Origin of the sequence: Streptomyces sp. NPDC050315 (assembly GCF_040655775.1) — a bacterium.
Lineage (GTDB): Bacteria > Actinomycetota > Actinomycetes > Streptomycetales > Streptomycetaceae > Streptomyces.
The window spans coordinates 73,683-98,496 of sequence record NZ_JBFAKN010000001.1 but is presented as its reverse complement, the minus strand read 5'-3'; the positions used below and the strand labels follow the sequence as shown (position 1 = coordinate 98,496).

General features: G+C 71.8%; 25 protein-coding genes. 14 read left to right on the top strand and 11 right to left on the bottom strand.

Translation table 11 applies throughout. The annotated features are described in order from the left end of the window. From AB0I82_RS00460 to AB0I82_RS00445, 4 genes are all read left to right on the top strand, one after another. On the top strand, positions 1 to 573 hold the full coding sequence (locus AB0I82_RS00460) for a GNAT family protein (protein ID WP_363254787.1): 573 nt from the start codon (positions 1 to 3) through the stop codon (positions 571 to 573). Between the two features lie 70 nt (positions 574 to 643). Further along, positions 644 to 2,017, top strand: a complete 1,374-nt coding sequence (locus AB0I82_RS00455; RefSeq protein WP_363256023.1) for an FAD-linked oxidase C-terminal domain-containing protein — start codon at positions 644 to 646, stop codon at positions 2,015 to 2,017. Positions 2,018 to 2,152: 135 nt separating this feature from the next. Further along, positions 2,153 to 3,316, top strand: a complete 1,164-nt coding sequence (locus tag AB0I82_RS00450) for an exonuclease SbcCD subunit D (RefSeq protein WP_363254786.1) — start codon at positions 2,153 to 2,155, stop codon at positions 3,314 to 3,316. Further along, positions 3,313 to 6,453: an SMC family ATPase gene (locus AB0I82_RS00445; protein ID WP_363254785.1), complete on the top strand. Its 3,141-nt coding sequence runs from the start codon at positions 3,313 to 3,315 to the stop codon at positions 6,451 to 6,453. The genes AB0I82_RS00450 and AB0I82_RS00445 overlap by 4 nt, the downstream gene beginning before the upstream one ends. A 30-nt stretch (positions 6,454 to 6,483) precedes the next feature. On the opposite strand, the gene AB0I82_RS00440 is transcribed toward AB0I82_RS00445, so the two are convergent. Then, positions 6,484 to 6,939 carry an Lrp/AsnC family transcriptional regulator gene (locus tag AB0I82_RS00440; RefSeq protein WP_363254784.1) on the bottom strand — a complete coding sequence of 152 codons (456 nt, stop codon included), beginning with the start codon at positions 6,937 to 6,939 and terminating at the stop codon, positions 6,484 to 6,486. A 93-nt stretch (positions 6,940 to 7,032) separates the two neighbouring features. On the opposite strand from AB0I82_RS00440, the gene AB0I82_RS00435 reads away from it, so the two are divergent. The 4 genes from AB0I82_RS00435 to AB0I82_RS00420 all read left to right on the top strand — a co-directional run bounded on the left by AB0I82_RS00435 (position 7,033) and on the right by AB0I82_RS00420 (position 10,852). Continuing rightward, positions 7,033 to 7,542 (top strand): rhodanese-like domain-containing protein, encoded by a 510-nt coding sequence (locus AB0I82_RS00435; RefSeq protein WP_363254783.1) that lies wholly within the window; start codon positions 7,033 to 7,035, stop codon positions 7,540 to 7,542. Between the two features lie 68 nt (positions 7,543 to 7,610). Next, positions 7,611 to 8,525 (top strand): SDR family oxidoreductase, encoded by a 915-nt coding sequence (locus AB0I82_RS00430; protein ID WP_363254782.1) that lies wholly within the window; start codon positions 7,611 to 7,613, stop codon positions 8,523 to 8,525. A gap of 248 nt (positions 8,526 to 8,773) precedes the next feature. Beyond that, positions 8,774 to 9,931: a family 2 encapsulin nanocompartment cargo protein terpene cyclase gene (locus AB0I82_RS00425; RefSeq protein WP_363254781.1), complete on the top strand. Its 1,158-nt coding sequence runs from the start codon at positions 8,774 to 8,776 to the stop codon at positions 9,929 to 9,931. Positions 9,932 to 9,994: 63 nt separating this feature from the next. Next, positions 9,995 to 10,852, top strand: coding sequence for a geranyl diphosphate 2-C-methyltransferase (locus AB0I82_RS00420; protein ID WP_363254780.1), 858 nt, complete (start codon positions 9,995 to 9,997; stop codon positions 10,850 to 10,852). Positions 10,853 to 10,913: 61 nt separating this feature from the next. Here AB0I82_RS00420 and AB0I82_RS00415 read toward each other — a convergent pair whose 3' ends face one another. The 3 genes from AB0I82_RS00415 to AB0I82_RS00405 form a co-directional block, all read right to left on the bottom strand. Further along, positions 10,914 to 12,626: a DUF885 domain-containing protein gene (locus AB0I82_RS00415; RefSeq protein WP_363254779.1), complete on the bottom strand. Its 1,713-nt coding sequence runs from the start codon at positions 12,624 to 12,626 to the stop codon at positions 10,914 to 10,916. Positions 12,627 to 12,692: 66 nt separating this feature from the next. Beyond that, positions 12,693 to 14,117, bottom strand: a complete 1,425-nt coding sequence (locus AB0I82_RS00410; RefSeq protein WP_363254778.1) for an amino acid permease — start codon at positions 14,115 to 14,117, stop codon at positions 12,693 to 12,695. A gap of 227 nt (positions 14,118 to 14,344) precedes the next feature. Then, positions 14,345 to 15,061, bottom strand: a complete 717-nt coding sequence (locus AB0I82_RS00405; RefSeq protein ID WP_363254777.1) for a CatB-related O-acetyltransferase — start codon at positions 15,059 to 15,061, stop codon at positions 14,345 to 14,347. A gap of 175 nt (positions 15,062 to 15,236) precedes the next feature. On the opposite strand from AB0I82_RS00405, the gene AB0I82_RS00400 reads away from it, so the two are divergent. Then, the gene (locus AB0I82_RS00400) at positions 15,237 to 16,184 is read left to right on the top strand and encodes a LysR family transcriptional regulator (RefSeq protein ID WP_363254776.1); all 948 of its coding nucleotides are present in this window, start codon (positions 15,237 to 15,239) and stop codon (positions 16,182 to 16,184) included. Positions 16,185 to 16,192: 8 nt separating this feature from the next. On the opposite strand, the gene AB0I82_RS00395 is transcribed toward AB0I82_RS00400, so the two are convergent. The 3 genes from AB0I82_RS00395 to AB0I82_RS00385 all read right to left on the bottom strand — a co-directional run bounded on the left by AB0I82_RS00395 (position 16,193) and on the right by AB0I82_RS00385 (position 17,971). Beyond that, entirely contained in the window at positions 16,193 to 16,525 is a 333-nt protein-coding gene (locus AB0I82_RS00395; RefSeq protein WP_363254775.1) for a DUF3140 domain-containing protein, read from the bottom strand. Between the two features lie 102 nt (positions 16,526 to 16,627). After that, positions 16,628 to 17,032, bottom strand: coding sequence for a nitroreductase family deazaflavin-dependent oxidoreductase (locus tag AB0I82_RS00390; protein WP_363254774.1), 405 nt, complete (start codon positions 17,030 to 17,032; stop codon positions 16,628 to 16,630). Between the two features lie 129 nt (positions 17,033 to 17,161). Continuing rightward, positions 17,162 to 17,971, bottom strand: coding sequence for an SDR family NAD(P)-dependent oxidoreductase (locus tag AB0I82_RS00385; RefSeq protein ID WP_363254773.1), 810 nt, complete (start codon positions 17,969 to 17,971; stop codon positions 17,162 to 17,164). 339 nt (positions 17,972 to 18,310) lie between these two features. Between AB0I82_RS00385 and AB0I82_RS00380 the strand changes: the two genes are divergently transcribed. Further along, entirely contained in the window at positions 18,311 to 18,559 is a 249-nt protein-coding gene (locus AB0I82_RS00380; protein ID WP_363254772.1) for a hypothetical protein, read from the top strand. Positions 18,560 to 18,587: 28 nt separating this feature from the next. Here the strand turns inward: AB0I82_RS00380 and AB0I82_RS00375 are convergent, their stop codons facing one another. From AB0I82_RS00375 to AB0I82_RS00365, 3 genes are read right to left on the bottom strand one after another with little or no spacing between them, the layout of a single operon-like run. Beyond that, positions 18,588 to 18,815: a non-oxidative hydroxyarylic acid decarboxylases subunit D gene (locus AB0I82_RS00375; protein WP_363254771.1), complete on the bottom strand. Its 228-nt coding sequence runs from the start codon at positions 18,813 to 18,815 to the stop codon at positions 18,588 to 18,590. Between the two features lie 35 nt (positions 18,816 to 18,850). After that, entirely contained in the window at positions 18,851 to 20,275 is a 1,425-nt protein-coding gene (locus AB0I82_RS00370; protein ID WP_363254770.1) for a non-oxidative hydroxyarylic acid decarboxylases subunit C, read from the bottom strand. After that, positions 20,245 to 20,877 (bottom strand): non-oxidative hydroxyarylic acid decarboxylases subunit B, encoded by a 633-nt coding sequence (locus AB0I82_RS00365; protein ID WP_363254769.1) that lies wholly within the window; start codon positions 20,875 to 20,877, stop codon positions 20,245 to 20,247. The genes AB0I82_RS00370 and AB0I82_RS00365 overlap by 31 nt, the downstream gene beginning before the upstream one ends. A 98-nt stretch (positions 20,878 to 20,975) precedes the next feature. On the opposite strand from AB0I82_RS00365, the gene AB0I82_RS00360 reads away from it, so the two are divergent. Continuing rightward, positions 20,976 to 21,878: an AraC family transcriptional regulator gene (locus AB0I82_RS00360; protein ID WP_363254768.1), complete on the top strand. Its 903-nt coding sequence runs from the start codon at positions 20,976 to 20,978 to the stop codon at positions 21,876 to 21,878. A gap of 114 nt (positions 21,879 to 21,992) precedes the next feature. After that, positions 21,993 to 22,223, top strand: a complete 231-nt coding sequence (locus AB0I82_RS00355; RefSeq protein WP_363254767.1) for a hypothetical protein — start codon at positions 21,993 to 21,995, stop codon at positions 22,221 to 22,223. Positions 22,224 to 22,323: 100 nt separating this feature from the next. Here the strand turns inward: AB0I82_RS00355 and AB0I82_RS00350 are convergent, their stop codons facing one another. Further along, positions 22,324 to 23,292: a WYL domain-containing protein gene (locus AB0I82_RS00350; protein WP_363254765.1), complete on the bottom strand. Its 969-nt coding sequence runs from the start codon at positions 23,290 to 23,292 to the stop codon at positions 22,324 to 22,326. A gap of 110 nt (positions 23,293 to 23,402) precedes the next feature. On the opposite strand from AB0I82_RS00350, the gene AB0I82_RS00345 reads away from it, so the two are divergent. Both AB0I82_RS00345 and AB0I82_RS00340 read left to right on the top strand, forming a co-directional pair. Further along, entirely contained in the window at positions 23,403 to 23,810 is a 408-nt protein-coding gene (locus AB0I82_RS00345; protein ID WP_363254764.1) for a DUF3224 domain-containing protein, read from the top strand. Positions 23,811 to 24,322: 512 nt separating this feature from the next. Next, entirely contained in the window at positions 24,323 to 24,649 is a 327-nt protein-coding gene (locus tag AB0I82_RS00340; RefSeq protein WP_363254763.1) for a hypothetical protein, read from the top strand. Positions 24,650 to 24,814: the final 165 nt, after the last annotated feature.

Genomic DNA, 24,814 nt, shown 5'->3' with positions numbered 1-24,814 from the left:
ATGTACGCGAGGTCCCTGGGGGACGACGGTGCCGAGCTGCGCCCGCTCGAACCGTGGCAGGCCGGGGAGTTCCTCGCCAACATCGAGCGGGGGCGGGAGTTCATAGGCCAGTACATCGGCCTGCCGGACGCCGTCACGGACCTGGAGTCGAGCCGCGCGTACCTCCGCTCGTACGCGGAGAAGGCCGCGGCCGACACCGGGCGCATCCACGGCATCTGGACGGACGGCAAGCTGGTCGGCGGCGTCCTCCTGCGGACGATGGACCTCGCGACCGGCACCGCCGAGGCGGGCTGCTGGCTGGAGCCGTCGGCGGCCGGCCGGGGCCTGGTGACCCGGGCCGCGCGCGTACTCATCGACTGGGCGGTGGAGGAGCGCGGCATCCACCGCGTGGAATGGCTGGTCTCCTCCGAGAACGCCCCCAGCATCGCCGTCGCCCGCCGCCTCGGCATGACCAAGGACGGCGTCCTCCGCGAAAGCTACCCCTACCGCGGCAAGCGGCACGACATGGAGGTCTGGTCGGTACTCGCGCCGGAGTGGCGCGCCGCCAAGGAGAAGCTGCGCGAGGGGTGTTGATCACCGCCCCTCGGCCTGCGGATAACGTGCGGACATGGCTGATGTGTTCGAGGAAGACGGGCGGTCCGGCGTGCTGATCGATGAGCTGCGGCAGGAACTGCCGGACGGGCGGCTGGTCGAGGACCCGGAGGTCGCCGCCGGGTTCGTGCACGACGAGGCCGAGTGGGCGCCGCACGGCACGCCCCGCGTCGTCGTCCGGCCGCGCACGGCAGAGGAAGTACGCACCGTGGTCCGCGCCTGCCTGCGGCACGGCGTCCCGCTCGTCACCCGCGGCGCCGGCACCGGCCTCTCCGGCGGCGCCAACGCCATCGAGGGCTGCGTCGTGCTCTCCACCGAGCACATGAACACCATCCACGAGATCGACCCGGTCGAACGGCTCGCGGTCGTCGGCCCCGGCGTCGTCAACGACGACCTGCGCGCCGCCTGCGCCGAGCACGGCCTGTGGTACCCACCGGACCCGGCCAGCGCCCCCTGGTCCACCATCGGCGGCAACGTCGCGACCAACGCGGGCGGCCTGTGCTGCGTGAAGTACGGCGTCACGCGGGACTACGTCCTCGGGCTGGAGGCCGTGACCGGCACCGGCGAGCTGGTACGGCTGGGGCGGCGGACCGCCAAGGGCGTCGCCGGATACGACCTCGCCGGACTCCTCGTCGGCTCCGAAGGCACGCTCGGAGTGATCACCGAGATCACCGTACGGCTGCGCCCGCAGCGCGAGCCGGAGCGCACGGTCGCCGGGTACTTCTCCTCCGTCGTGGACGCGGGCCGCGCCGTCGCCGCGGTCGGCGCCGCCGGGCTCACCCCCTCGGCGCTGGAGCTGATCGACCGGCACTGCCTGGCCGCCGTCGACAAGTGGAAGAACATGGGCCTGTCGGTCGACGCGGACGTGGTCCTGCTCGGCCGTACGGACGCGCCGGGGCCGGCCGGCGAGCAGGAGGCCGCGCACATGCTGGCCTGCTTCGAGGAGGCGGGCGCCACCTGGGCCGCGCAGTCCACCGACCAGGAGGAGGCCGACGCGCTGTTCGCCGCCAGGCGGCTCGCCTACCCGGCGCTGGAACGCCTCGGCCCGGTCCTCACCGAGGACGTGTGCGTGCCCAAGGCCGCCGTACCGGAGATGCTCGCCCGCATCGAGCGGGCCGCCGCCCGCCACGACACCCTCATCGCCAACATCGCGCACGCCGGCGACGGCAACCTCCACCCACTGCTGATCACTCCGTCCGGCGACACCGCGGCGCGGGAGCGCGCCCAGGCCGCCTTCCACGAGATCATCGCGGACGCGATCGACCTCGGCGGCACGGTCACCGGCGAGCACGGCGTCGGCCTTCTCAAGCGCGACGGCCTGGCCCAGGAGATCTCCGCCCCTGTCCTGGACATGCACCACGCGATCAAGACCGCGCTGGACCCGCAGGGCATCCTCAACCCCGGCAAGGTCTTCCCACAGCGCTGAGCCCGCCGAGCTTCGCTGTACGAATCCTCCGCCCCCGTCTCCCCACCCCTTCCCCTGATGCAAGAATGAGGCCGGTGAGGGGCGGGGTGGCCCAGGGGCTCGTGAAGGGGACGACGTGCAGGCCGGAGCGGATCTTTGAGAATCTTGCACACCTCCGACTGGCACCTCGGGCGCTCGTTCCACCGCGTGAACATGCTCGGCCATCAGCGCGCCTTCCTCGATCACCTCATCGAGACCGTCCGGACGCACGAGGTCGACGCCGTGCTCGTCGCGGGTGATGTGTACGACCGGGCCGTGCCGCCGCTCGCCGCCGTCGAGCTGTTCGACGATGCGCTGCACCGGCTCGCCGATCTCGGCGTGCCTACCGTGATGATCTCCGGGAACCATGACTCGGCCCGTCGGCTCGGTGTCGGCGCCCGCCTCATGGCGAAGGCCGGTATCCATCTGCGTACCGACCCGGCCGGTTGCGGTACGCCTGTCGTGCTCGCCGACGATCACGGAGATGTGGCCTTCTACGGACTGCCGTATCTGGAGCCGGCGCTGGTCCGGGACACCCTCGGTGCCGAGAAGGCCCGGCATACCCAGGTGCTGGGCGCGGCCATGGACCGGGTACGGGCCGATCTCGCCACCCGGCCCGCCGGCACCCGCTCCGTCGTTCTCGCGCACGCCTTCGTCACCGGCGGCGCGCCCAGTGACAGTGAGCGCGACATCACCATCGGCGGCGTCGCCTCCGTACCGGCCGAGGTGTTCGACGGCGTGGACTACGCGGCCCTCGGGCACCTGCACGGCTGCCAGACGATCACCGAGCGGGTGCGGTACTCCGGCTCCCCGCTCGCGTACTCCTTCTCCGAGGTGCAGCACCGCAAGTCGATGTGGCTCGTCGACCTGGGCGCGGACGGTGCGCTGGAGGCAGAGCGGCTGCCGTGCCCCGTGCCGCGGCCGCTCGCCCGGCTCCGCGGCCGGCTGGAGGACCTGCTCGCCGACCCGGGCCTCGCCGAGCACGAAGAATGCTGGATCGAGGCCACCCTCACCGACCCCGCGCGCCCGCATGAGCCGATGGCGCGGCTCACCGAGCGCTTCCCGCACACCCTCGCCCTCGCCTTCGAGCCCGAAGCACGCGACGGCGGGCCGGACGTCTCGTACGCCCAGCGGCTGCGCGGCCGCAGCGACCAGGAGATCGCCGAGGACTTCGTGGCCCACGTGCGCCCGGGCCGCGCCGCCGACGCGGCGGAACGCGCCCTGCTGGGCGCCGCGCTCGACGAAGTACGGACCGACCAGGCGGCGAAGGAGTCGGCGTGAAGCTGCACCGGTTGACCCTCACCGCCTTCGGGCCGTTCGGTGCCGCCCAGACCGTCGACTTCGACCGGCTCTCCGGCGCCGGGCTCTTCCTGCTGCACGGCCCGACCGGCGCGGGCAAGACCTCCGTCCTGGACGCCGTCTGCTTCGCGCTGTACGGCTCCGTGCCCGGGGCCCGCCCCGGCGGCCAGTCCCTGCGCAGCGCCCTCGCGGCCCCCGGCACGGCCACCGAGGTCGTCCTCGACCTGACCGTCGCCGACCGCCGGCTGGAGATCACCCGGCGGCCCGAACAGCCCCGCCTGAAGAAGCGCGGCACGGGCACGACGATGGAGAAGGCGTACAGCGCGCTGCGCGAGTACGACCCGGCGGCGGGGGAGTGGAAGGCGCTCAGCCGCTCCCATCAGGAGATCGGCGAGGAGATCCAGCAGCTGCTCGGCATGAGCAAGGAGCAGTTCTGCCAGGTCGTGCTGTTGCCGCAGGGGGAGTTCGCGAAGTTCCTGCGGGCCGACGCGGAGGCCCGTGCCAAGCTGCTCGGCCGGCTCTTCGACACCCGCCGGTTCGCGGCCCTGGAGGAGCGGCTCGCCGGGCTGCGGAAGACGGCGGCCGACCGGGTCACCGCCGCCGACGACCGGCTGCTCGCGCTCGCCCATCGGATGGCGCAGGCGGCGGGTGACACGCCGGATCTGCGCGATGCGTCGGTGCCGGCGCCGGGGAGCGCGGAGGAGGAGCCCGCCACGGGGAGCGGTCGTGGCACCGCCACCGGTACTGGTCGTGGCTCCCGTACGCGGACGAAGAAGCCGGCCGTGAAGCCTGCAGTACGGATGGACGCCGCGCCCGCGCCCGGCGAGCCCGGCTTCGCCGCCACCGTCCTGGCCTGGGCGGCAGTCGCCCGGGCGGGCGCGCGTGAACGGCTGGAGATCGCCGAGGCGGCGGCCGGCACGGCCGAGACCGCGGCGGCCGAGGCGGCCCGTGCCCTCGAAGACACCCTCGAACGCGCCCGGCTCCAGCAGCGGCACGCCGAGGCCCGCCGCCGTGCCGCCGCGCTCGAAGCGCAGGCCGCCGACCGCGACCGCGCCCGGCAGCGGCTGGACCAGGCACGCAAGGCCCAGCGCGTCGCCCCCGGGCTCGCCCTGCGCGACGCCGCCTGGCGCGACCACGAAGCGGCGCAGGCCGCCGAACGCCGCTCCCGCGAGCGACTGCGCCCCGACCTCGTGGACGCGGGCAGCGACCAACTCGCCGTGCTGGAACACCGGTTGAGAGGCGAGCTCGGCTCGCTCGACGCGGCCCGCCGCGACGAGCGCCGGGCCGCCGACATCGCCACCGAACGTGCTTCACTGGACCGCGAGGCCCGCGCCGACGAACAGGCCCTCCTGGACGCCGCCGACTGGCTGACCGGCTGGGAAGCCACCCGCACTGCGCACCAGCACCGCATCGAAACCGCCCAGGAAGCGGCGGCCCGCGCCGAACAGCTCGGCGCCCGCCTCGAACCGGCCGAAGCCCGGCTGGCCGCCGCCCGCCGCCGCGACCGCGCCACCGCCCAACTGGCCGACGCAGAGCGGGAGTTGCTGCGCGCCAGGGAAGCCGCGACCGCGGCCCACGAGGAGTGGCTGAAGCTCAGGGAGGCGCGGCTGCACGGCATCGCCGCCGAACTGGCCAAGAACCTGGAAGCCGGTGCGCCGTGCGCCGTCTGCGGCGCGACCGAACACCCGGCGCCCGCCCGTACCGAAGCGGATCATGTGGACCGCGACCGGGAGGAGGCCGCGTTCGCCGCGTACGAGCGTGCTGTGTCCGCCCGCGAGGAGGCCGAGCGGGCCGGGCAGTCCGTGAAGGAGGAGCTGGCCGCCGCCACCGCGGGCGCAGGCAACGCGTCGGTCGCCGCGCTCGCCCAGGAACTCGAAGAGCTTCGTACGGAACACAACGCCGCGCACGCCACCGGCGCCGGGCTGCACGCCGCCCGCGAAGCCCTCGCCCGCGCCGAGCGCGAGTACGAGCAGCGCCGCGCGGAACAGCAGGCCGCGCAGCAGCGCACCGCGGCCCGCGACTCCCGCCGCGAGGCCCTGGACCGCGAGGAGAACGCGCTGGCCGAAGGGTTGCGCCGGGCCCGCGGCGACAGCGCGAGCGTCGCCGACCGCGCCCACCGGCTGGAACGGCAGACCGCGCTGCTCGCCGAGGCGGTGACCGCGGTACGGGACGCCGAGACCACCGCCGAGCGCCTGAAGGAAGCCGACGCGGCCCTCGCCGACGCCGCGTACAAGGCGGGCTTCGACACCCCGCGCGATGCCGCCGCGGCCATGCTGAGCGACGACGAATGGCGCCGTGTCCAGGGGCAGTTGGACGCCTGGCAGGCCGAGGAGGCCGCGGTCGCCGCGGAGCTCGCCGACCCGCGCACCGCCGACGCCGCGGCACTGCCGCCCGCCGACACCGAACAGGCCCGTGCGGTAAGCGAACTGACTGCCCGTCGGCTGCGTGAGGCCGCCACCGCGCACGCCACAGCCCGCGACCGTTGCGCCGAACTCGACCGGCTGTCGGCCCGCGCCGAGCACGACGCCCGCGAACTGGCCCCGCTCCGCGCCGAGTACGACCGCGTCGCCCGCCTGGCGTCTCTCACGGCGGGCACCTCGGCCGACAACGAACGCAAGATGCGCCTGGAGTCGTACGTCCTCGCCGCGCGCCTCGAACAGGTCGCGGCCGCCGCCAGCGCTCGCCTCACCCGGATGTCGGGTGGCCGCTACACGCTCGTGCACTCCGACGAGCGGGCCGGCGGCGCCCGCCGCTCCGGCCTCGGCCTGCACGTCATCGACGCCTGGACCGGTCAGGAACGCGACACGGCCGGGCTCTCCGGCGGCGAGACCTTCTTCGCCTCGCTGTCCCTCGCCCTCGGCCTCGCCGATGTGGTCACCGACGAGGCCGGTGGCACCCGCCTGGACACCCTCTTCATCGACGAGGGCTTCGGCAGCCTCGACGAACAGACCCTCGACGAGGTCCTGGACGTACTGGATTCGCTGCGCGAACGGGACCGCAGCGTCGGCATCGTCAGTCATGTGGCCGACCTCCGCCAGCGCATCCCGGCCCAGCTGGAGGTCGTCAAGAACCGCGCGGGCTCGTCGGTCCGCCTCCGCACCCCCGAGAGCGCCGGCTGACAGTCGTCAGGGCATCAGGGCATCAGGGCATCACGGCCGGATCGGCCGGCCCGGCAGCGGCGACGAGTACACCACATTGGTCGTCACCGCGCCGAGCGCGCCGATCCGCCCCGCCACCTCCTCCAGATGCCGCATCGAGCGCGCCGCGACCTTGATGACGAAGCAGTCGTCGCCGGTGACGTGATGCGCCTCCAGGATCTCCGGCGTGTTCTCCAGCAGGTCGTGGAACGGCTTGTAGTTGCCGTTCGGATACCGCAGCCGTACGAAGGCCAGCACCGGCAGCCCGATCCGCTCGGGGTCCACCACGGCCGCGTACCCGCGGATCACCCCGGCCTCCTCCAGCCGCCGCACCCGTTCGGTGACGGCACTGGCCGACATGTTCACCGCCCGCGCCAGCACGGCGTAGCCCGCGCGTCCGTCCTGCTGCAGGGCGTCGAGTATGCGCCAGTCGGTGGCGTCGGGGGAGTACCGGGGAGAGCTCGTCATGACCGCTGTTTAGCAGTGGAATCCCCGGCAGATCAAGGGTTTTACCGGGGAAGATCCATTCCGGCGCGGATCGCCCGCCCGTAGTTTTCTGCCATGAACGCAATTACCACACAGCACGCCGGTAACTCCCCGCTGACCGTACCCCCGGCAGCGCCCGCCGAGGCCGCCGCCTACTTCGCCGCCCGCCTCGCCTTCCACACCGACGTCGCCGACGTCCACGCCGCGCTCGCCCGCGACGAGGACCCCGGCTTTGTACTGCTGGACTCCCGCAGCCAGGAGTCCTGGCGCCAGGGCCACATCCCCGGCGCCGTCCACCTGCCCACCGCCCGCATCCCCGAGGAGGCCGCCGGTCTCCTCGACCCCGCCGTCCCCGTCGTCGTCCACTGCTGGGGCCCCGGCTGCGACGGCGCCACCCGCGCGGCACTCGCCCTCGCCCGCCTCGGCTACCGGGTCAAGGAAATGCTCGGCGGGATCGAGTACTGGATCCGCGAGGGCTACCCAGTGAACACCGCGGACGGCACGGAGCGCCGCCCGGCGGACCCGCTCACGGCGCCGGTCCCGGCACCGGCGGACGCGGACGCACCGGTCTCCTGCGGCTGCTGAAACGCGGGTTGCTGAAACGCGGAAAACGGGATGACAGGGGCCCGGCTCGGCGGCCAGGGTGATCGACCATGGCCATGACGCATGACCGGAACACGGAACCGGAAACGACCGAACGAGAAGCGACCGGAACGGAAGCGACCGAACCGTCTCCGCCCCCGTCCCCCTCCGCCGACGCGCTGCGCCGCGCGCCGTACCCGCTGCGCGGCCGCACCGCGTTGGTCACCGGCGCGAGCCGGCGCGGCGGTATCGGCTATGCCGTCGCCCGCCGGCTGGCCGCGTACGGCGCGAGTGTGTATCTGCACCACCACGTCCCGCACGACGCGCGGCAGCCGTGGGGCGCCGACCCGGGCGGGCCCGAAGCAGTCGCGGCGGGCGTACGGGAAGTGGCCGTCCCAGGCGCGGTGGTGACGCACGGACCGGCCGACCTCGCCGACCCCGAAGCACCGGCACGTCTCCTCCGCACCGCCGCCGACGCGCTCGGCGGCCGGGTGGACATCCTCGTCGCCAACCACGCGCTCAGCGGCGGCGACGGCACGCTCGACACCATCGACGCGGCCATGCTGGACGCGCACTGGGCGATCGACACCCGGTCGGTGATCCTGCTGGCCCAGGCGTACGCCCGGCACCGCACCCCGGAGCAGCCCGGCGGCCGCATCGTCATGATGACGTCCGGTCAGGACCAGGGCGGCGGGATGCCGGAAGAGGTGGCGTACGGCCTGGCCAAGGGCGCGCTGGCGTCGGCCACGCGTACGCTCGCCACCACCCTCGCACCGCTCGGCGTCACCGTGAACACCGTCAACCCCGGCCCCGTCGACACCGGTTACGCCGTCGGCGAGCTCCGCGAGTGGGTCGCCCGGCGCTTCCCCGGCGGCGCGTGGGGCGCGCCCGACGACCCGGCCCGGCTCATCGCCTGGCTGGCGACGGACGAGGCGTGCTGGATCACCGGCGAGGTCATCAACTCGGAGGGCGGCTTCCAGCACTGAGCGGCTCCGGGGGCGAGCGCCCCGGCCGTGTCGTCGGCCGGGCGCGCCGCCCCGTACGCCTGGTCGATCACCACCTGCCTCAGCGGTGTCATTCGTATATGCGTCCGCAGATATGGCCGTAAGGCGCCTCCGAACGGAGGAAAAAATACGATCTTGGGATGCCCGCCGCCGGGACTGGACAGCCTGCTGCCGGATCGATCCGCTCCTTCCCGTATGTAGGCAATCCTCCCTGAGAGGCAGGTTTTCGCATGCCCCAACCCCCCGCGACGGATCCGACGGAGGTGCTGCGCGGGCTGCTCGACGGCCCCACGGGCCTGGGGACGTCGGCGGTGCGCGCATTCCGCGACTCCACACGCGACTCGACGTACGACTCCGCACGCGGCTCCGCATCCGCATCGGAACCCGAATCGGCGCCCGCCGAGGACGGCGAGTCCGCCGGTTCCGCCGTCCGTATCCCGCAGCTGTACTGCCCCGATGCCGTGCGCGACGACCCGGCACTGGGCGAGGAGGTCAATGAGCGCCTGGTCGCCTGGGCCGCGGAGATCGGCATCTTCGAGGGCCGTCTCGAACGGCTCCGGTCGCACCAGTTCGGGCGGCTGTTCATGCTCGCCCACCCCGACTGCGACGACCCCGACGTCCTGCTGACCGCGGCCCGCTGCGGACTGGCCGAGTGGTCCGTGGACGACCACTGGGTCGACGAAGGCGAGGACACCACGCCGGAACTGCTCGGCACCCGGATGGCCATGGCCCATGCCGTGATCGACCCGGTGCGGATCCCGAGCCGCTACTACGCACGGTTCGAGGAGCGCGTCCAGCAGGAGCCCGTACTGCGTGCCTTCCGGTCCTGCCTGGACCACCTCGCGCAGATCGCCAGCCCGGTCCAGGTCGCCCGGCTCCGGCACGAACTGGCCGTGATGTTCGTGGGATACGGACAGGAAGCGGAGTGGCGCAGCTCCGAGCGGCGGCCAGCGGTCTGGGAGTACCTGCTGCACCGCTACGAGAACGCCTTCTATCCGTGCATGGTGCTCATCGACCCGGTGGGCGGCTACGAGCTGCCCGCCCACGAGTTCGCCGACCCCCGGGTGCGCCGCACCTACCTCTACGCGGGCACCGCCAACGTCCTCCTCAACGACATCTACTCGATGGCCAAGGAGGACCCCACCGACACCAATCTGCCCAACCTCATCGCCGCCGAGGACGACTGCTCACTGCAGGAAGCGGTCGACCGGGCGGCGGCCATCCATGACGAGCTGATGCACACCGTGGAGGCCGAGTGCATCGCCCTGAGCGGGCTCGGCTCGCCCCAACTGGGCCGCTACCTCGAAGGGTTGTGGGCCTGGATGGGCGGCAGCAAGGAGTGGCACGCCACCAGCGCCCGCTACCACGACCCCGCACCGTCCCAGTGAATCCCGCCCCCGCGGTGCATCCCGTCATCTCAACGAATTCCGTCGTCACACAGGAGGACATGCATGACCCTGCACGAAACGGCCGCTCCGGCCGCCGCGAGCGCATATCAGAAGTCCGTCGCCGAGTACTGGAACCAGGAGAAGAACCCGGTCAATCTGCGCCTGGGCGCGGTGGACGGCTTCTACCACCACCACTACGGGATCGGTGAGGTGGACTGGTCCGTCCTCGAAGGGCCGGAGGAGACCCGGGAGGAGCGGATCGTCGCCGAGCTGCACCGCCTGGAGTGCGCCCAGGCGGACCTGCTCGTCGACCACCTCGGCCCGCTCGGCCCCGGCGACCGGGTGCTGGACTCCGGCTGCGGCCGCGGCGGCAGCAGCTTCCTCGTCCACGAGCGGACCGGCTGCCAGGTCGACGGCATCTCCATCTCCGAGCGCCAGGTCGCCTTCGCCAACGAGCAGGCGGAGCAGCGCGGGGTCACCGGCAAGGTGCAATTCCACCTGAAGAACATGCTGGACACCGGCTTCGAGACGGGCGGCTTCCAGGCCATCTGGAACAACGAGAGCACCATGTACGTGGACCTGTCCGTGCTCTTCCCCGAGTACGCCCGGCTGCTCAAGCGCGGCGGCCGGTACGTCACCATCACCGGCTGCTACAACAACGCCTACGGCCTGCCGTCCCGGGCCGTCAGTGAGATCAACGCCCACTACATCTGCGACATCCACTCGCGCAGCAGCTACTTCAAGGAGATGTCGGCCAACCGGCTCGTCCCGGTCTCCGTGGTGGACCTCACCCGGGACACCATCCCGTACTGGGAGCTGCGGGCCCGGTCGCCGCTGGCCACCGGCATCGAGGACGCATTCCTCACCGCGTACAAGGACGGCAGCTTCCAGTACTTGCTGATCGCCGCCGACCTCGTCTGATGGCGCGAAGAGGGGAGGGGCGGCGGCCGTCCGTGGGCCGCCGCCCCTGCTGCCCGTACGGCTACAGCGCCGAGAGTTCGCTCTCCAGGTCGTCCAGGCCCAGCGAGCCCTGGGAGAGCGCCGCCATGTGCCACTTCTTCGGGTCGAAGGCGGCGCCGTGCCGGCGGCGGGCGGCCTCGCGGCCGTTCAGCCAGGCGCGCTCGCCCAGCTTGTAGCCGATCGCCTGGCCCGGCATCCCCTGGTACCGGATGATCTCGCTCTCCACGAAGTCGGACGAGCGACTGCAGTGCGCGTCCATGAACTCCTGCGCCAGCTCCGGGGTCCAGCGCTCGCCCGGCCGGAACGGCGAGTCCGCCGGGATCTCCAGCTCCAGGTGCATGCCGATGTCGATGATCACGCGGATCGCACGCATCATCTGGGCGTCCAGGTAGCCCAGCCGCCGCTCGGCGTTGTTCAGGAAGCCCAGCTCGTCCATCAGCCGCTCGGCGTACAGCGCCCAGCCCTCGGCGTTGGCACTGACCATGCCGACCGTGGTCTGGTAGCGCGAGAGCTCGTCGCTGACGTGTGCCCACTGCGCGAGCTGGAGGTGGTGGCCGGGCACGCCCTCGTGGTACCAGGTGGAGACCAGGTCGTAGACCTGGAAGCGGGTCTCGCCCATGGTCGGCAGCCAGGTGCGGCCCGGGCGTGTGAAGTCCAGCGAGGGGCTGGTGTAGTACGGCGCGGCCGCGGTGCCCGCGGGCGCGATCCGCGACTCCACGCGCTTGACCCGCTCGGCCAGTTCGAAGTGCGTGCCGTCCAGCTTCTCGATGGCCTCGTCCATCAGCGACTGGAGCCACTCGCGGGTCTCCTCGACGCCCTCGACCATCTCGCCGTGCTCGTCCAGCCAGGCCAGCGCCTCCCACGGCGTCTTCGCGCCCGGGAGGACCTTCGCGGCCTCCTTCTCCATCTCGGCGAGCAGCCGGTGGAATTCGGACCAGCCGTACGCGTACGCCTCGTCCAGATCCAGGTCGCTGCCGTTGTAGTAGCGGGCCAGGCGCGCGTACCGCTCGCGGCCCACCACGTCGGGGGAGCCCTCGATGGCCGGCGCGTACGTGTCGCGCAGCCAGTCGCGCAGCTCGATCAGCGCGCCGGTGGCGAAGCCGGCCGCGGCGTCCAGGTCGGCGCGCAGGCTCTCGGGCCCGGTCGCGGCGAAGTCGGCGAACCAGCTGCGGTCCGTACCGATCCACTCGCCCAGCTGCCCGAGCACCGTCCGCACCTGCCGCGGCCCGGCCGGCAGCCCCCGCTTCAGGCCCTCGCCGAGCGAGGCGCGGTATCCCTCCAGCGCCGCGGGCACCGCGCGCAGCCGCTGCACGACGGCCGCCCAGTCCTCGTCCGTCGCGGTCGGCGTGAGGGTGAAGATGTCGCGTACGGAGTGCAGCGGCGAGCTGAGGTTGCTGACGGCGCGCAGGCCCTCGCCCGCATCGTGGACCGCGAGTTCGGCGGTCAGCCGCTCGCGCAGCAGCCGGGCGCAGCGCCGCTCGCCGGCACTGTCGCCGCCGGGACGCGCCTCGGCGGCGGCGAGCCGGTCGAGCGTCGTGCGGGCCAGCTGGGCCAGTGCCTCCTGCCCGGTGGGCGAGAAGTCGGGCAGCTTGCCGGAGCTCTCCGGTACGCCGAGGAACGTGCCGGTGATGGGGTCGAGGTCGATCAGGGCGTCGACATAGGCGTCGGCGACCTGGCGGGGCAGCGGCTCGGCGGCGGAGCCGGCCCGACCGGTGGAAGCGTTGGGTTCGGACATGGGCCCATCCTGGTACGGATGGGCCCACCGCGTCACCAGCAATACTGGTGAGGTGGCTGTCCGGGGCTACGCCGTCCGCGAACCGCGGACCCGGTCCCGTACCAGCGCCACCGCCACCACGAGCACCGCGGCCAGCAGCGACAGTGTGACCTGCTGCCGTCCGGCGGGGTCGGTCAGCATGTAGACCAGCACGAACGAGATCAGGCCGATCGTCGCCCAGGTCAGATACGGGAACAGCCACATCTTCACGACCAGCTTCGACGGGTCGTCCCGCAGGATCATCCCGCGCATCCGCAGCTGCGCGAAACAGATGACCAGCCACACGAACAGCGCGACGGCGCCGGAGGAGTTCAGCAGGAAGGCGAAGACGGTGTCCGGCCACTCGTAGTTGAAGAACACCGCGACGAAGCCGAAGGCGACGGAGGAGAGGATCGCGGCGCGCGGCACGCCGCGGGCGGTGGTCCGCGCGAACGCCTTGGGCGCGTCACCGCGCTGACCGAGCGAGAAGGCCATGCGGGAGGCGGTGTAGAGCCCGGAGTTGAGACAGGAGAGCACCGCCGTCAGCACGATGACGTTCATGACCTCACCGGCGTGCGGAATGCCGATCGCGTTGAGGGCCGCGACGTAACTGCCGTCCTCGGTGATCGACTTGTCGTTCCACGGCAGCAGGCTGACCACGACGAAGATCGAGCCGAGGTAGAAGACCGCGATGCGCCAGATGACGCTGTTGGTCGCCTTGGTGACGGCGCGCTGCGGGTTCTCCGACTCGCCGGCGGCGAGCGTGACGATCTCACTGCCCATGAAGGAGAAGACCACCATGAGCACGCCGGTCAGGATCGACCCCGGACCGTTCGGCATGAAGCCGCCGTGTTCGGTGAGGTTCGCGATGCCCGCGGTCTCGCTGTGCGCGCCGGGGAGCACGCCGAAGACGGCCAGCAGGCCGATCGCCACGAAGGCGGCGATCGCGACGACCTTGATCCCGGCGAACCAGAACTCGAATTCACCGTACGAGGCGACCGACGCCAGGTTCGTCGCGGTGAGCACCACCATCACGATCAGCGCCCAGCCCCACTGCGGCACGGCCGGTATCCAGCCCTCCAGGATCTTGGCACCCGCCGTCGCCTCGACGGCCAGCACCACGACCCAGAAGAACCAGTACAGCCAGCCGATCGAGAAGCCCGCCCAGCGGCCGAGCGCCCGGTCCGCGTACGCGGAGAACGACCCGGAGCTGGGATAGGCCGCCGCCATCTCGCCCAGCATCCGCATCACGAAGACGACCAGCGCGCCGACCAGGGCGTACGACAGGAGGATGGCGGGCCCGGCGGCGGCGATGCCGGAGGCGGAGCCGACGAACAGGCCGGCGCCGATCACCCCGCCGATCGCGATCATGGACAAATGGCGGTTCTTGAGACCGGCCTGCAGGCCGTCCGACGGGCCGTCGCCAGAGGGGGACGGTGGCGGCGCCACGTCGGTCGTCGGTTGCGTGCTCATACGGTCCTCGGCATTCGGTGGGATTCCATCCCTGCGCGGGGCAGGGCGCGGCGCGCCGTGGGGACGGCGGGCAGCGATGAGGGGTGTCGCGTGGGAGGCGGAGAGCCGGCGGCCACGGAGGTTCGATCTTGCGTTACGCAGACGCTAGGAAGAATTCGCTCCGCTCACCATGTACAGATGTCACACCCTCCCTGCCGGACCTTTCGACATGTGCACAAACGCGCAGGTCAGCGGTGGTGCGGCAGGGCGCTGTCGCCGGTCAGCGTGATGGGGTCGGGGTCGTCGGCGACGTCCTCGGGCGCGATGCCCGCATACCGCGCCAGGTCCGCGACGTCCCGCCCCTGGAGGAGTGGGAGCGCTTCCGCGATCCGCTCGTCGCTCCAGTTCCACCAGCCGATCCGCCAGAGCAGCTTCCGGCGCAGCGGGTCGAAGCGGTGCCGGGCCATCCTGTTGTTGCCCACCACGACGGAGTAGGGGGCGACGTCCTTGGAGACGACGGCGCGCGCCCCGATGATCGCGCCGGTCCCGATGCGCACGCCTGGCAGCACGACCGCCTCGTATCCGATCCACACCTCGTGCCCGATGACGGTGTCACCGGCCGGCGCCCAGGCGTCGTGCTCGTGCGCGAAGAAGTTGAAGCCGTACGGCGTCACCGCGTCGGGGTGCGTGTCGTGCCCGTGATTGCCGCCCAGCAGGAAGGTGGTGCCCGAGGCGAACTGGCAGAAGTTCCCGATCCGCAGCCGGTCCAGGGGGATGCCCGTACTGCCGTACTCCGTGCGGTCGTCGAAGGCGTAGCGCAGCCGCGCGGCGAACGACTCCTGGTGGTGATAGCCGCTGTACCAGCTGTGCCGGCCCTCCTCCAGCGCGATCAGCGGATGCGCCGCCACCTCGGGATCGGTGTCGATCCGCTGCACTTCGGTGAAATCCTTGAAGATATCGGTCATGGGCGCGGACGCTAACAGCGCGGCCGCGCGGGGTCTCCTGGATTTCTCACGCGCGCCGCTGGTTGTGTGCCGCCGGTGTGCTGCCGGTAAAGGGGTGTGAGGCTTTTGTGCCCGCCGCCGCGGGAGGTTGCCTTTCCGCGGTAACGGGCAGGGTGCGCGTTGTTACGATGCGGCCATGGCGGGGGACGCCGGCCCGACCGGCCAGGAAAGCAATGCACCGACGGATCCGAGTACGCACCAGCTGAGGCTGTTTCTGCTGCTGGCCGAGGAGATGCACTTCGGCCGGGCGGCCAAGCGGGTGTTCATGACGCAGCCCGCCTTCTCACAGCAGATCCGTTCGCTGGAGCGGCGCCTCGGACTGACCCTGGTCGACCGCACCACGCGTACGGCGGGGCTGACCCCCTCGGGTCAGGAACTGCTCCCCGAGATCCGGGCGATGGTGCAGGCGGCCGACCGGCTGCGGCGGGTCGCGGGCGAGCGTATCCGTACGCTCTCCGGCCGGGTGGTCATCGGCTCCTTCGAGGCCATCACCTCCATCCACCCGATCCCGGAGATCCTGGAGGAGCTGAAGGCGCGGCATCCGGGGATCGAGGTGGAGATCGCCCGGATGGGCTTCGCCGACTCGGCGGCCACCGTCCTCGCGGGCGGTGTGGACGCGGCGTTCCTCTTCCCGCCCGTGCCGCCCGGGATCCAGACCCAGCACCTCGCCGACCTGCGCCGCGTTGTGTGCCTGGCCGCCTCCGACCCGCTCGCGGACGCGGGCCCGCTGACGCTGAGCCGGCTCAGCGGGCGACGGAACATCGGGTGGTCGCCGGAAATCCCCAAGGTCTGGCGGGACTTCTGGGGGGTCGACCCTCGCCCCGACGGCAGCCCGGCCCGCTACACCGCCCATCAGATCGCCGAGTTCGAGCCCGCGCTCACGGCCATCGCACTGGGCGAGGGCGTGCAGTTCCCGCCGGAGCCCGCCCGTTGGCTCTACCAGCGGCACGGCGTCGCGTACGCCGAGGTCACCGACCTGCCGCCGTGCCACACGGCCCTCGCCTGGCGGACCCGCGACCGCGACCGGCCGATAGTGACCGCGCTGCGCCGGGCGACGCGCACGGTCCTGGAGCGGATCCGCTGACCTGACGGTCAGGCCGGCTTGAGCGGGTCGTGGCCGATGTTCATCAGGCCGTGACGCCAGTCGGCGCCACCTGCCTGCGGGTCGCGGTGCTCGGCGCGCTGACTCTCCACGATCTCGCACACCCGCCGCATGACCTGCACGTCATCCTCCGTGAGGTCCGTACGACGCTTGCCGAGGACCTGCAGTACGTGCCGCCCGAGCGGCGCACCGGCCTGGTCGGGGACCACCTCCGACTCCTGGCCAGCGGCCTGGACGCTCAGCCACTCCTGCAGCTCACGCGACGTCATATTGACGACGGAGTGGAAGGTGTCCCACAACTCGGTGCTGACCTGTGCGCTCACGACATGCCTCCTCGGGCTCGCAATCGCCCGGCTTCACCAGGAATGTACGCCGCACAGGTATCCCGCGACCCACCTGGGCAAACCCCAGGGCCACCCGGCCCGTCAGCCGGTACGTTCCAGCACCACCACCGGGATGTCCCGGTCGGTCTTCTGCTGGTACTCGTCGTACTGCGGCCAGGTCGCCGCCATCGTCCGCCACATCGCCGGCTTCTCCTCCGCCGTCGCCGTGCGGGCGCGCGCGGTGAACCGGTCGCCCTTCACCTGCACCCGCACCTCCGGGTTCGCCTGCAGGTTCAAGTACCACAGGGGCGGCACGTCCGAGCCGCCCTTGGAGGCGACGACCAGCAGATCGTCACCGAAGCGCTGGTAGATCAGCGGCGTGCTGCGCTGCTCGCCGCTCTTGCGGCCGGTGGTGGTGAGGATGAGCGTCGTGGTGCCCTGCCAGTCGTGCCCTTCCGCGCCATCGGTCTCGACATACCGCTTCACGTGCTCCTTGCCGAACAGCATCGGCCGACTCCTTCGTACGGACGAACGGGGACAGGGCAAACCTGCCATCGTGGAGTGCCCCGTACACCTCCATTCCACGCCGTTCCGCGTTCGCACCACTCCGGCGGCGGGGGCCGCACCGCCCGGCGCTCACCGCTGCGGGATGCCCCGCATCCCCACCTCGGCCGCGATCAGCCGGTCCAACGCCTCGTCGGCGTCCGCCAGACCCGGTACGCACACCACCTCGCCCCGCTCCAGCGCCGCCAGCGAGGCCGCCACCACCTCGTCCACCGGCATTCCTCCCTCCGCGTGAACCCGCTGCTCCGTCCCCGCCACCGACTCCTCACCCGTCGTCAGATGGAACTCGGTCGCGGTGAGCCCCGGGCACAGCACCTGGATGCGCAGCGGAGTGTCCGCCAGCTCGGCCGCGAGGGTCCGGGTGAAGGTGACGACGTACCCCTTCGTGCCGCCGTAGACGGCGCGCCGGGGGAGCGGGTCCGGGGGCAGCGAGCCGGCGAACGCGAGGCGGGAGGCGACGTTGACCACCGCGCCCCGGCCGCGCTTCAGCATCCCCGGCACGGCGGCCCGGGTCAGCACCGTCAGCGCCGTGACGTTGACGTTCAGCACCCGCGTCAGCAGCACCGGGTCGACCTCGGTGAAGTATCCGTAGCCGTTGATGCCCGCGTTGTTGACCAGCAGCGCCACGTCCTCGGCCGCGACCCGCTCGGCCGTCCGCGTCAGATCCTCCGGTACGGCCAGATCGGCGACGAGCGTCTCGACGGCGACGCCGGCCGTCTCCCGCAGCCGGCCGGCGAGCTCCTCCAGCCGCTGCGCCCGCCGCGCCACGAGCACCAGGTCCCAGCCCGCCTCGGCAAGCCGCTCGGCATACTGCGTGCCGATCCCCGACGAGGCCCCGGTCACCACGGCCGTACCCGGGCTTCCGGCTCCGGTCGTCTCCATGCCCGCACCCACTCCTTCACCCACTCCTTCGCTTTCACTCAACGTCATGATCTCCCTGGTTTTCCCTGCCCGGGCGGGTGGGAGCAATTGCAGCCCCGCCCGAGAACGCCCAGGAGAGACCATGAAGCCGACCTCCACACGGATGAAGGCCGCCGTGGCCGCCGCCGTCATGGTGGCCGCGCTCGCCGTCCCGCCTGCCTTGTCCTGCGACACCGGCACCTGCCGTTCGGGTGGCGGTACGTGTGTCGATTCAGCGACTTGGCTACTGATCGACCGATGAGGCGGCACGGAAACGCCGCCTCCTCCTGTGGCAACCGAGGGAAACCGATGGAGGTATCGATGAAGCGCTCCGCTCTGCGCCTGGCCGCGGTCGCACTGCCCGTGACGGCACTCGTCCTGACCGCTGGTGGTACGGCGTCCGCGCACGATGACGACGAGGACTTCCTGAAGAGCAGGATCGTCGTCACCAAGACGTACCACCACTGCGGCGGCGCCGGGCCGCACGGAGCGCACGGCTGCGGCGCGTGGTCGTACTCGGCCTCCATCGAGACCGGCAGGGACGGTGACCTCGACCTCTACGACGACTGAGATCCGGTACGACCACTGAGAGCCGGTGTCAGCCGGCGTGCAGCGGCGGCACCGCCGGGACCTCGATGGCGTTGTCCATGTCCTCCTGGGTGAGGCGGAACTGCGCGGGGTACGCGTCGCGCCGGGTGCGGCGGTCCGGCTCGGTGGTGCGCCAGGTGTACAGGCAGCGGGCGCACTGGAGCACGTCCCAGACGTCGGGGACGGGGGAGTGGGCGAGGGTGTCGAGCGCGTCGTGCGCGCAACGGGGGCAGATCATGCGGGTCTCCGGTAGGGGGATGGGGGTGGGTGCGGTCAGCGGGCGGCGATCAGCGCGTTCAGCCGGCCGATCCACTCCTTGGTCTCGGGCAGATCGCGCACCGGCGTACTGAAGTTGCCGCGGTTGTCGGGCGAAACCGGGGTCGTGGCGTCGATGATCATCTTGCTGGTGATGCCAGCGGGGGAGGCGGACGGCGCCAGTTCCACCACCGACAGATTCGGGATGATCACCACGTCGTCCGCCGGGTTGACCTTCGAGGACATCGCCCACATCACCTGCGGCAGGTTGAACGGGTCCACGTCCTCGTCGACGAGGATCACCTGCGCGACGTACCCCAGCCCGTGCCGCGTGGTCATCGCGCGCATCCCGACCGCCTTGGCGAAGCCGCCGTACCGCTTCGCCGTCGAGATGATCACGGCCAGGCCGTGCGTGTACATCGCGTTGACCGCCTGCACCTCGGGGAACTCCGCGCGCAGCTGCTTCAGCAGCGGTACGCAGGTGTTGGGCCCGACGAGGTAGTCCACCTCGGTCCACGGCATGCCCAGGTAGAGCGACTCGAAGACCGGGTTCGTGCGGTACGAGATGCGGTCGATGCGGACCACCGGCATCCGCCGGCCGCCCGAGTAATGCCCGGTGAACTCGCCGAACGGCCCCTCGATCTGCCGCTTGCGGCCCTCGATCACACCCTCGATGACGACCTCCGAGCCCCAGGGCACATCGAAGCCGGTCAGCGGCGCGGTGGCGATCGGCGCGGGCGCGCCGCGCAGCGCGCCGGCCATCTCGTACTCGGAACGGTCGTACCCCATCGGCATACCGGCCACGATCGAGATCACCGGCTCGTTGCCCAGTGTGATCGCGATGGGCAGGTCCTCGTCGCGGCTCTCGGCCGCCTTCAGGTGCAGCGCCACGTCGTGCACCGGGACCGGCTGGATGGCGAGCCGGTCGCGGCCGATGACCTCCAGGCGGTACGTGCCGACGTTCTGCTTGCCGAAGTGGTCCGGGTCGTCGGGGTCGCGGGAGACGACCGCGGCCTTGTCGAGGTAGAAGCCGCCGTCCCCGTCGTTGAGGCGGAAGAGCGGGAGGACCTTGAAGAGGTCGACGTCCGCGCCCTCCTGCGTGTTCTCGCGCCAGGGCGCGTCCTCGCGGCGCTCGGGCGCGACGGGGAAGTCGTCCCAGCGCCGCGCGAACTCCTCGACCTGGTCCTTGACCGAGGTGGCCGCGGGCAGGCCGAGCGCGAGGGCGTGGTTGCGCCAGGAACCGTGCACGTTCAGCGCGATCCGGGCGTCGGTGAAGCCCTTGACGTTGTCGAAGTACAGGGCGGGGGCACCCTCGCCGATCCGGCCCGCCGCGTTGGCGGCCGCCGCCAGATCCGGCTCGGGCAGTACCTCGTCGGTGATGCGCAGCAGCTGACCCTCGCCCTCCAGGGCGGTCAGAAAGCTGCGGAGGTCGTCGTAGGCCATGTCGTCTTTTCCTTGCTGTTCTTGCTGTTGTCACGGGCCGCGCGCATGCCCTGCCACCGCTTGGCGGCGGGCGCCGGCAGGTCGAACTGGTCGACGATGCGGGCGGTGATGTGGTCGACGATGTCGTCGACCGAGGCGGGGTGGTTGTAGAAAGCGGGCATCGGCGGCACGATCTGCACGCCCATCCGCGCCAGCGCCAGCATGTTCTCCAGATGGATCTCGCTGAGCGGCGTCTCCCGCGGGACGACCACCAGCCTGCGCCGCTCCTTCAGTACGACGTCGGCGGCGCGGCCGACCAGGCCGTCGGCGTAACCGGCCCGGATCCCGGCGAGCGTCTTCATCGAGCAGGGCACGATGATCATGCCGTCCGTCCGGAACGACCCGGACGAGATGGCCGCGCCCTGGTCCTCGGGGCTGTGCACGACATCGGCCAGCCCGGCGACCTCGCGGGCGCTCCGGCCGGTCTCCAGCTCGATCGTGGACCGGGCCCAGCGGCTCAGGACGAGATGGGTCTCCACCTCCGGCAGCTCGGCCAGGTGCTCCAGCACCCGGATCCCGAAGACGGCCCCGGTTGCCCCGGTCATTCCCACGATCAGCCGCACGTCGCACCTCGCTCTCCGGCAGCCTCCGGCTCCGCGCTGCCTCTTGTGCGACCGTAGGAGGGGGTACGGGGACGACAGCGGTACGCTACGGACTCAGCATGGGAAAAAACGGACAGCTCTCGATCACGGACGTCGCCTACCGGCCGTCTCTCGGGGCGCCCATTGGCATGGACGTCCTGGACTTCGCCGAACTACGGGCCCGCGGACACCGCCGCGGCATCGATCTCGGATCCCCGCAGCGCCCCGGCTTCCACCACCTCATCCACGTCCGCTCCGGCACCCTGCGGCACACCGTGGACTTCTCCGAGCACGTGCTGCACGCCGGCAGCTGGCTGTGGATCCAGCCGGGCCAGGTGCACCAGTACGCCCCCGAGGACCTGGCGGCCGCGCGCGGCACCATCGTGATCTGGCAGCCCGGCTTCGCCGACGCCGAGGCCCCCTTCGAGCAGGCCCCGCTGCTGCCGGACGGGCCGCACGCCCGCGCCACCCAGCTCGCCCTGCGCCACCTCACGCACGAGTACGCCGACCTGGCCTCCATCCCCCTCCAGTCGCACATCGAGGCGTTGCGTCTGCTGCTGGCCGTACTGCTGCTGCGGCTCGCCCACGCGCGCCCCGAGACCCCCGCCGCGCACCGGCCCGACGGTGCCTTCGCGCACTACCACGCCGCCGTGGAACGCGACTTCGCCGACACGCACCGCGTCGCCGACTACGCCACCGCGCTCGGCTACAACGTCCGCACCCTCACCCGCGCCACGCTGGCCGCCACCGGCCTGACCGCCAAGCAGTACCTCGACGCCCGCATCCTCCTGGAGGCCAAGCGGCTCCTGGTGCACACCGACGCCACCGCGGCCGAGGTCTCCCGCCGGCTCGGCTTCCGCGAACCGGGCGACTTCTCCAAGTTCTTCCGCAAGCGCGACGGCCGCACGCCGCAACAGTTCCGGTCGGTGGCGCGTGGGTCGACGGGGTCGGTCGTATCCGATGAAAATCCCACGACTCGGTGACCAGGCGGACCCGGGCGCGTCCATCAGGGTCAATTGCCCGAGCGCCGCGCTTCGGGAACGGGCGGGGCGGAGAAGCATGGGGGCGATCAACCCACCTACCTGAAGAGGTATGACATGCGCAAGATCTTCGCTCGTACCGCTGCGTCACTCGCCCTGGCCTCGGCCGCCATCGTCCCGATGAGCGGTGTCGCCTCCGCGCACAATGACAACGACAGCGCCGGCGGGGGAATGAGCGGCTCGGCGAGCAGCATGACCAGCGTCGGCGGGCACGACGGCGTCGTGACCGTGGGCGACGCGCGGGCCGCTGCCTACTGGATGGGCTTCGTCCACGCGGGCATGCACTGACCGGTCCGGGCGACGGCTGAGCTGTCGTGCCGTCCGGTGGCGGTGTTGCCCCATGGTCGGGGCGGCACCGCCACTGTGCTCACTGGGGCATGACGCAACGTCAGGAAGCTTCGTAACGTTGCATCAGCTCCGCCACCGTCCGGGCGACAGCCGCGCGCAGTGCGGGTGGGCCGAGCACCTCCGCCTCCGTGCCGAGCCGGAGCAGGTCGGCCACCGCGACGGCCTCGGTCTCGACCGCCATCTCCGCTTGTACCCACCCCTCGGCGTCGGGCGGCCCGGCCGTTTCGAGGGCACGGCTGCCCGCCGCGCCGAAGTGCATGGGGAGCAGCCGCTGGGCGCGGGGCGAGAGCCGCAGCCGGGCGACGCCCTGGTACATCGCGGACTCCAGACGGCGGGTGGACTCCGCCCAGTAGGCGGCCAGGTCGAATCCCGCGGGCCGCTCGAAGGGCCGGTCGGTCGGGTCCACGGCCAGGAGGCGCGATATCCGGTAGGTGCGCGGCGAGTCGTCCGCGAGCGCCACCAAGTACCAGATCCCGCTCTTGAGTACGAGGCCGAGCGGGTGCAGCACCCGATGCCCTTCGCCGCCCCACCGCCGGTAGCGCACATGCAGCACGCGCTGCTCCCACACGGCGCGGGCGACCGCGGCGAGATGCGGCACGGGATCGGCGTCCCGGAACCACGCGGGCGCGTCCAGATGGAACCGTTCCTCGATGCGCCGCGACCGGTCCGCCACTCCGGCCGGCAGCGCTGCCCGCAGCTTCAGCTGTGCGGTGGTCAGTACGGCGCCGAGGCCCAACTCGCCCGCGGCGCCCGGCGCCCCGGCGAGGAAGAGTGCGTCGGCCTCCGCGTCGGTGAGGCCGGTGAGCCGGGTGCGGTACCCGTCCATCAGGCGGTACCCGCCGGCGGGGCCGCGGTCGGCGCACACCGGGACGCCCGACGCGCCGAGCGCCTCGATGTCCCGGTACACGGTGCGGACTGACACCTCCAGCTCGGCGGCGAGTTCGGGCGCCGTCATCCGCCCGCGGTTCTGGAGCAGGAGAAGGAGGGAGAGAAGTCGGTCGGCACGCATGGCAGTCATTGTGCGGCGTATCGCGTACCTGACAGAAGGTGTCAGGTACGGCGGACAGGCTGGTCAGGCACCGCGCGGCACGGGCCGTGCGACCGATCGAAAGGGCGGCCATGCCCGCACAGACCACCGGCCACTTCACCTACGCCGACTGGCAGGAGCGCACCGTCGGTCCGGACGAGGCGCTCCCGAAGCTCGCGCACGCCTCCGTCACCAACTCCTTCACCGGGGGCATCGAGGCCGCCCGCACGACGTGCGAGTACACGATCGTCTACGCCACCGAGAAGACCGGCACGTTCACCGGCATGGAGCGGCTGACCGGCAGCCTCGACGGGCGCGCGGGCACCTTCGTCGTCGAGGAACGCGGCTCCTTCGAGCCCGACGGCACCGTGCGGTGCGCCTTCGAGGTGGTGCCGGGAACGGGCACCGGCGAGCTGACCGGGCTGCGCGGCACCGGCACCTTCACCGCCGTGCACGGTGCACCGTCCGTCCCTTACACCTTCGAGTACGTACTGGACTGACGTCTCTTCACTCGTACGGCGGATCCGGCAGCGGCGGACGACGACCCCGCGCGGCGGGGGGACCGGCGGGATCGGCTGAAGCGCAGCAGGAGGCCGGTGGGCATGGCCCACCGGCCTCCTGCTCTGCGGCGTCCTTAGTCCTTCAGGACTGCGGACGGCTGCCGTGGTTGGCACCGTTCTTGCGACGTGCCTTCTTCTTGCGGCGGCGCTTGGACGACATGACGGCTCCTTTCTCGCGTTGCTTTCGCCGAGTTTCCACCCTTTCATACCGGTATCCCGCTCGGCGATCTCGGGGGCCCGTACCCAGCCCTGCACGCGCAACGCCACCTCATTCGCGTGAACCACCTCACGGTGCAGCGGCAACCACCTCACGGTGCAACGACCGGCGCCCGCCTGGGGCACCGTGCGATCCAGTGATTTCCGCGCCGGTAGTCGGGTGAAGTTCCGTTAGCCATGCGCCACCGCGCGGAAGGACGGACACGTCACATCCATGATGCGAGGGAGAGAGCACCGTGCGTACCCGACTCGCGGCAGGTGCGGCAGCCGCCGCCTCCATGATCGTCCTTCTCGGCGCCCCCGTGGCAGCCGCCTACGCACCGGCGTCCGCCGCCGGCGCAGTGCAGGTCGCCGACCCCGGCGACGAAGACCCCATCAACGGCCCGACCGGCATGGCGGGCGACACGATGGCCGAGCCGCCGGGTGCAGTGCCGGGGCAGGAGCAGAACGCGATGCCAGGCGAGGCGCAGCCCGGCGAGCGGCCGAACCAGCAGGGCAACAGTGGCCTGCTCGGCGGTGGCGGCAAGGGCGGCCTGCTGGGCCTGGGGCTGCTGGGCCTCTGAACAACGGGGTCTCTGAACAACCGAATCTCTGAAAGAGCACACGCAGTAGGGGCCGCCCGCGCGGGCGGCCCCTACTGCGTTGCTGTGCGGCGCCCCGTCCGGCCCCCGGCAGGTGGCCGGAAATCGGCCAAGCGTGCTACCGCCCTGCGTGAGTCACCGGTTACC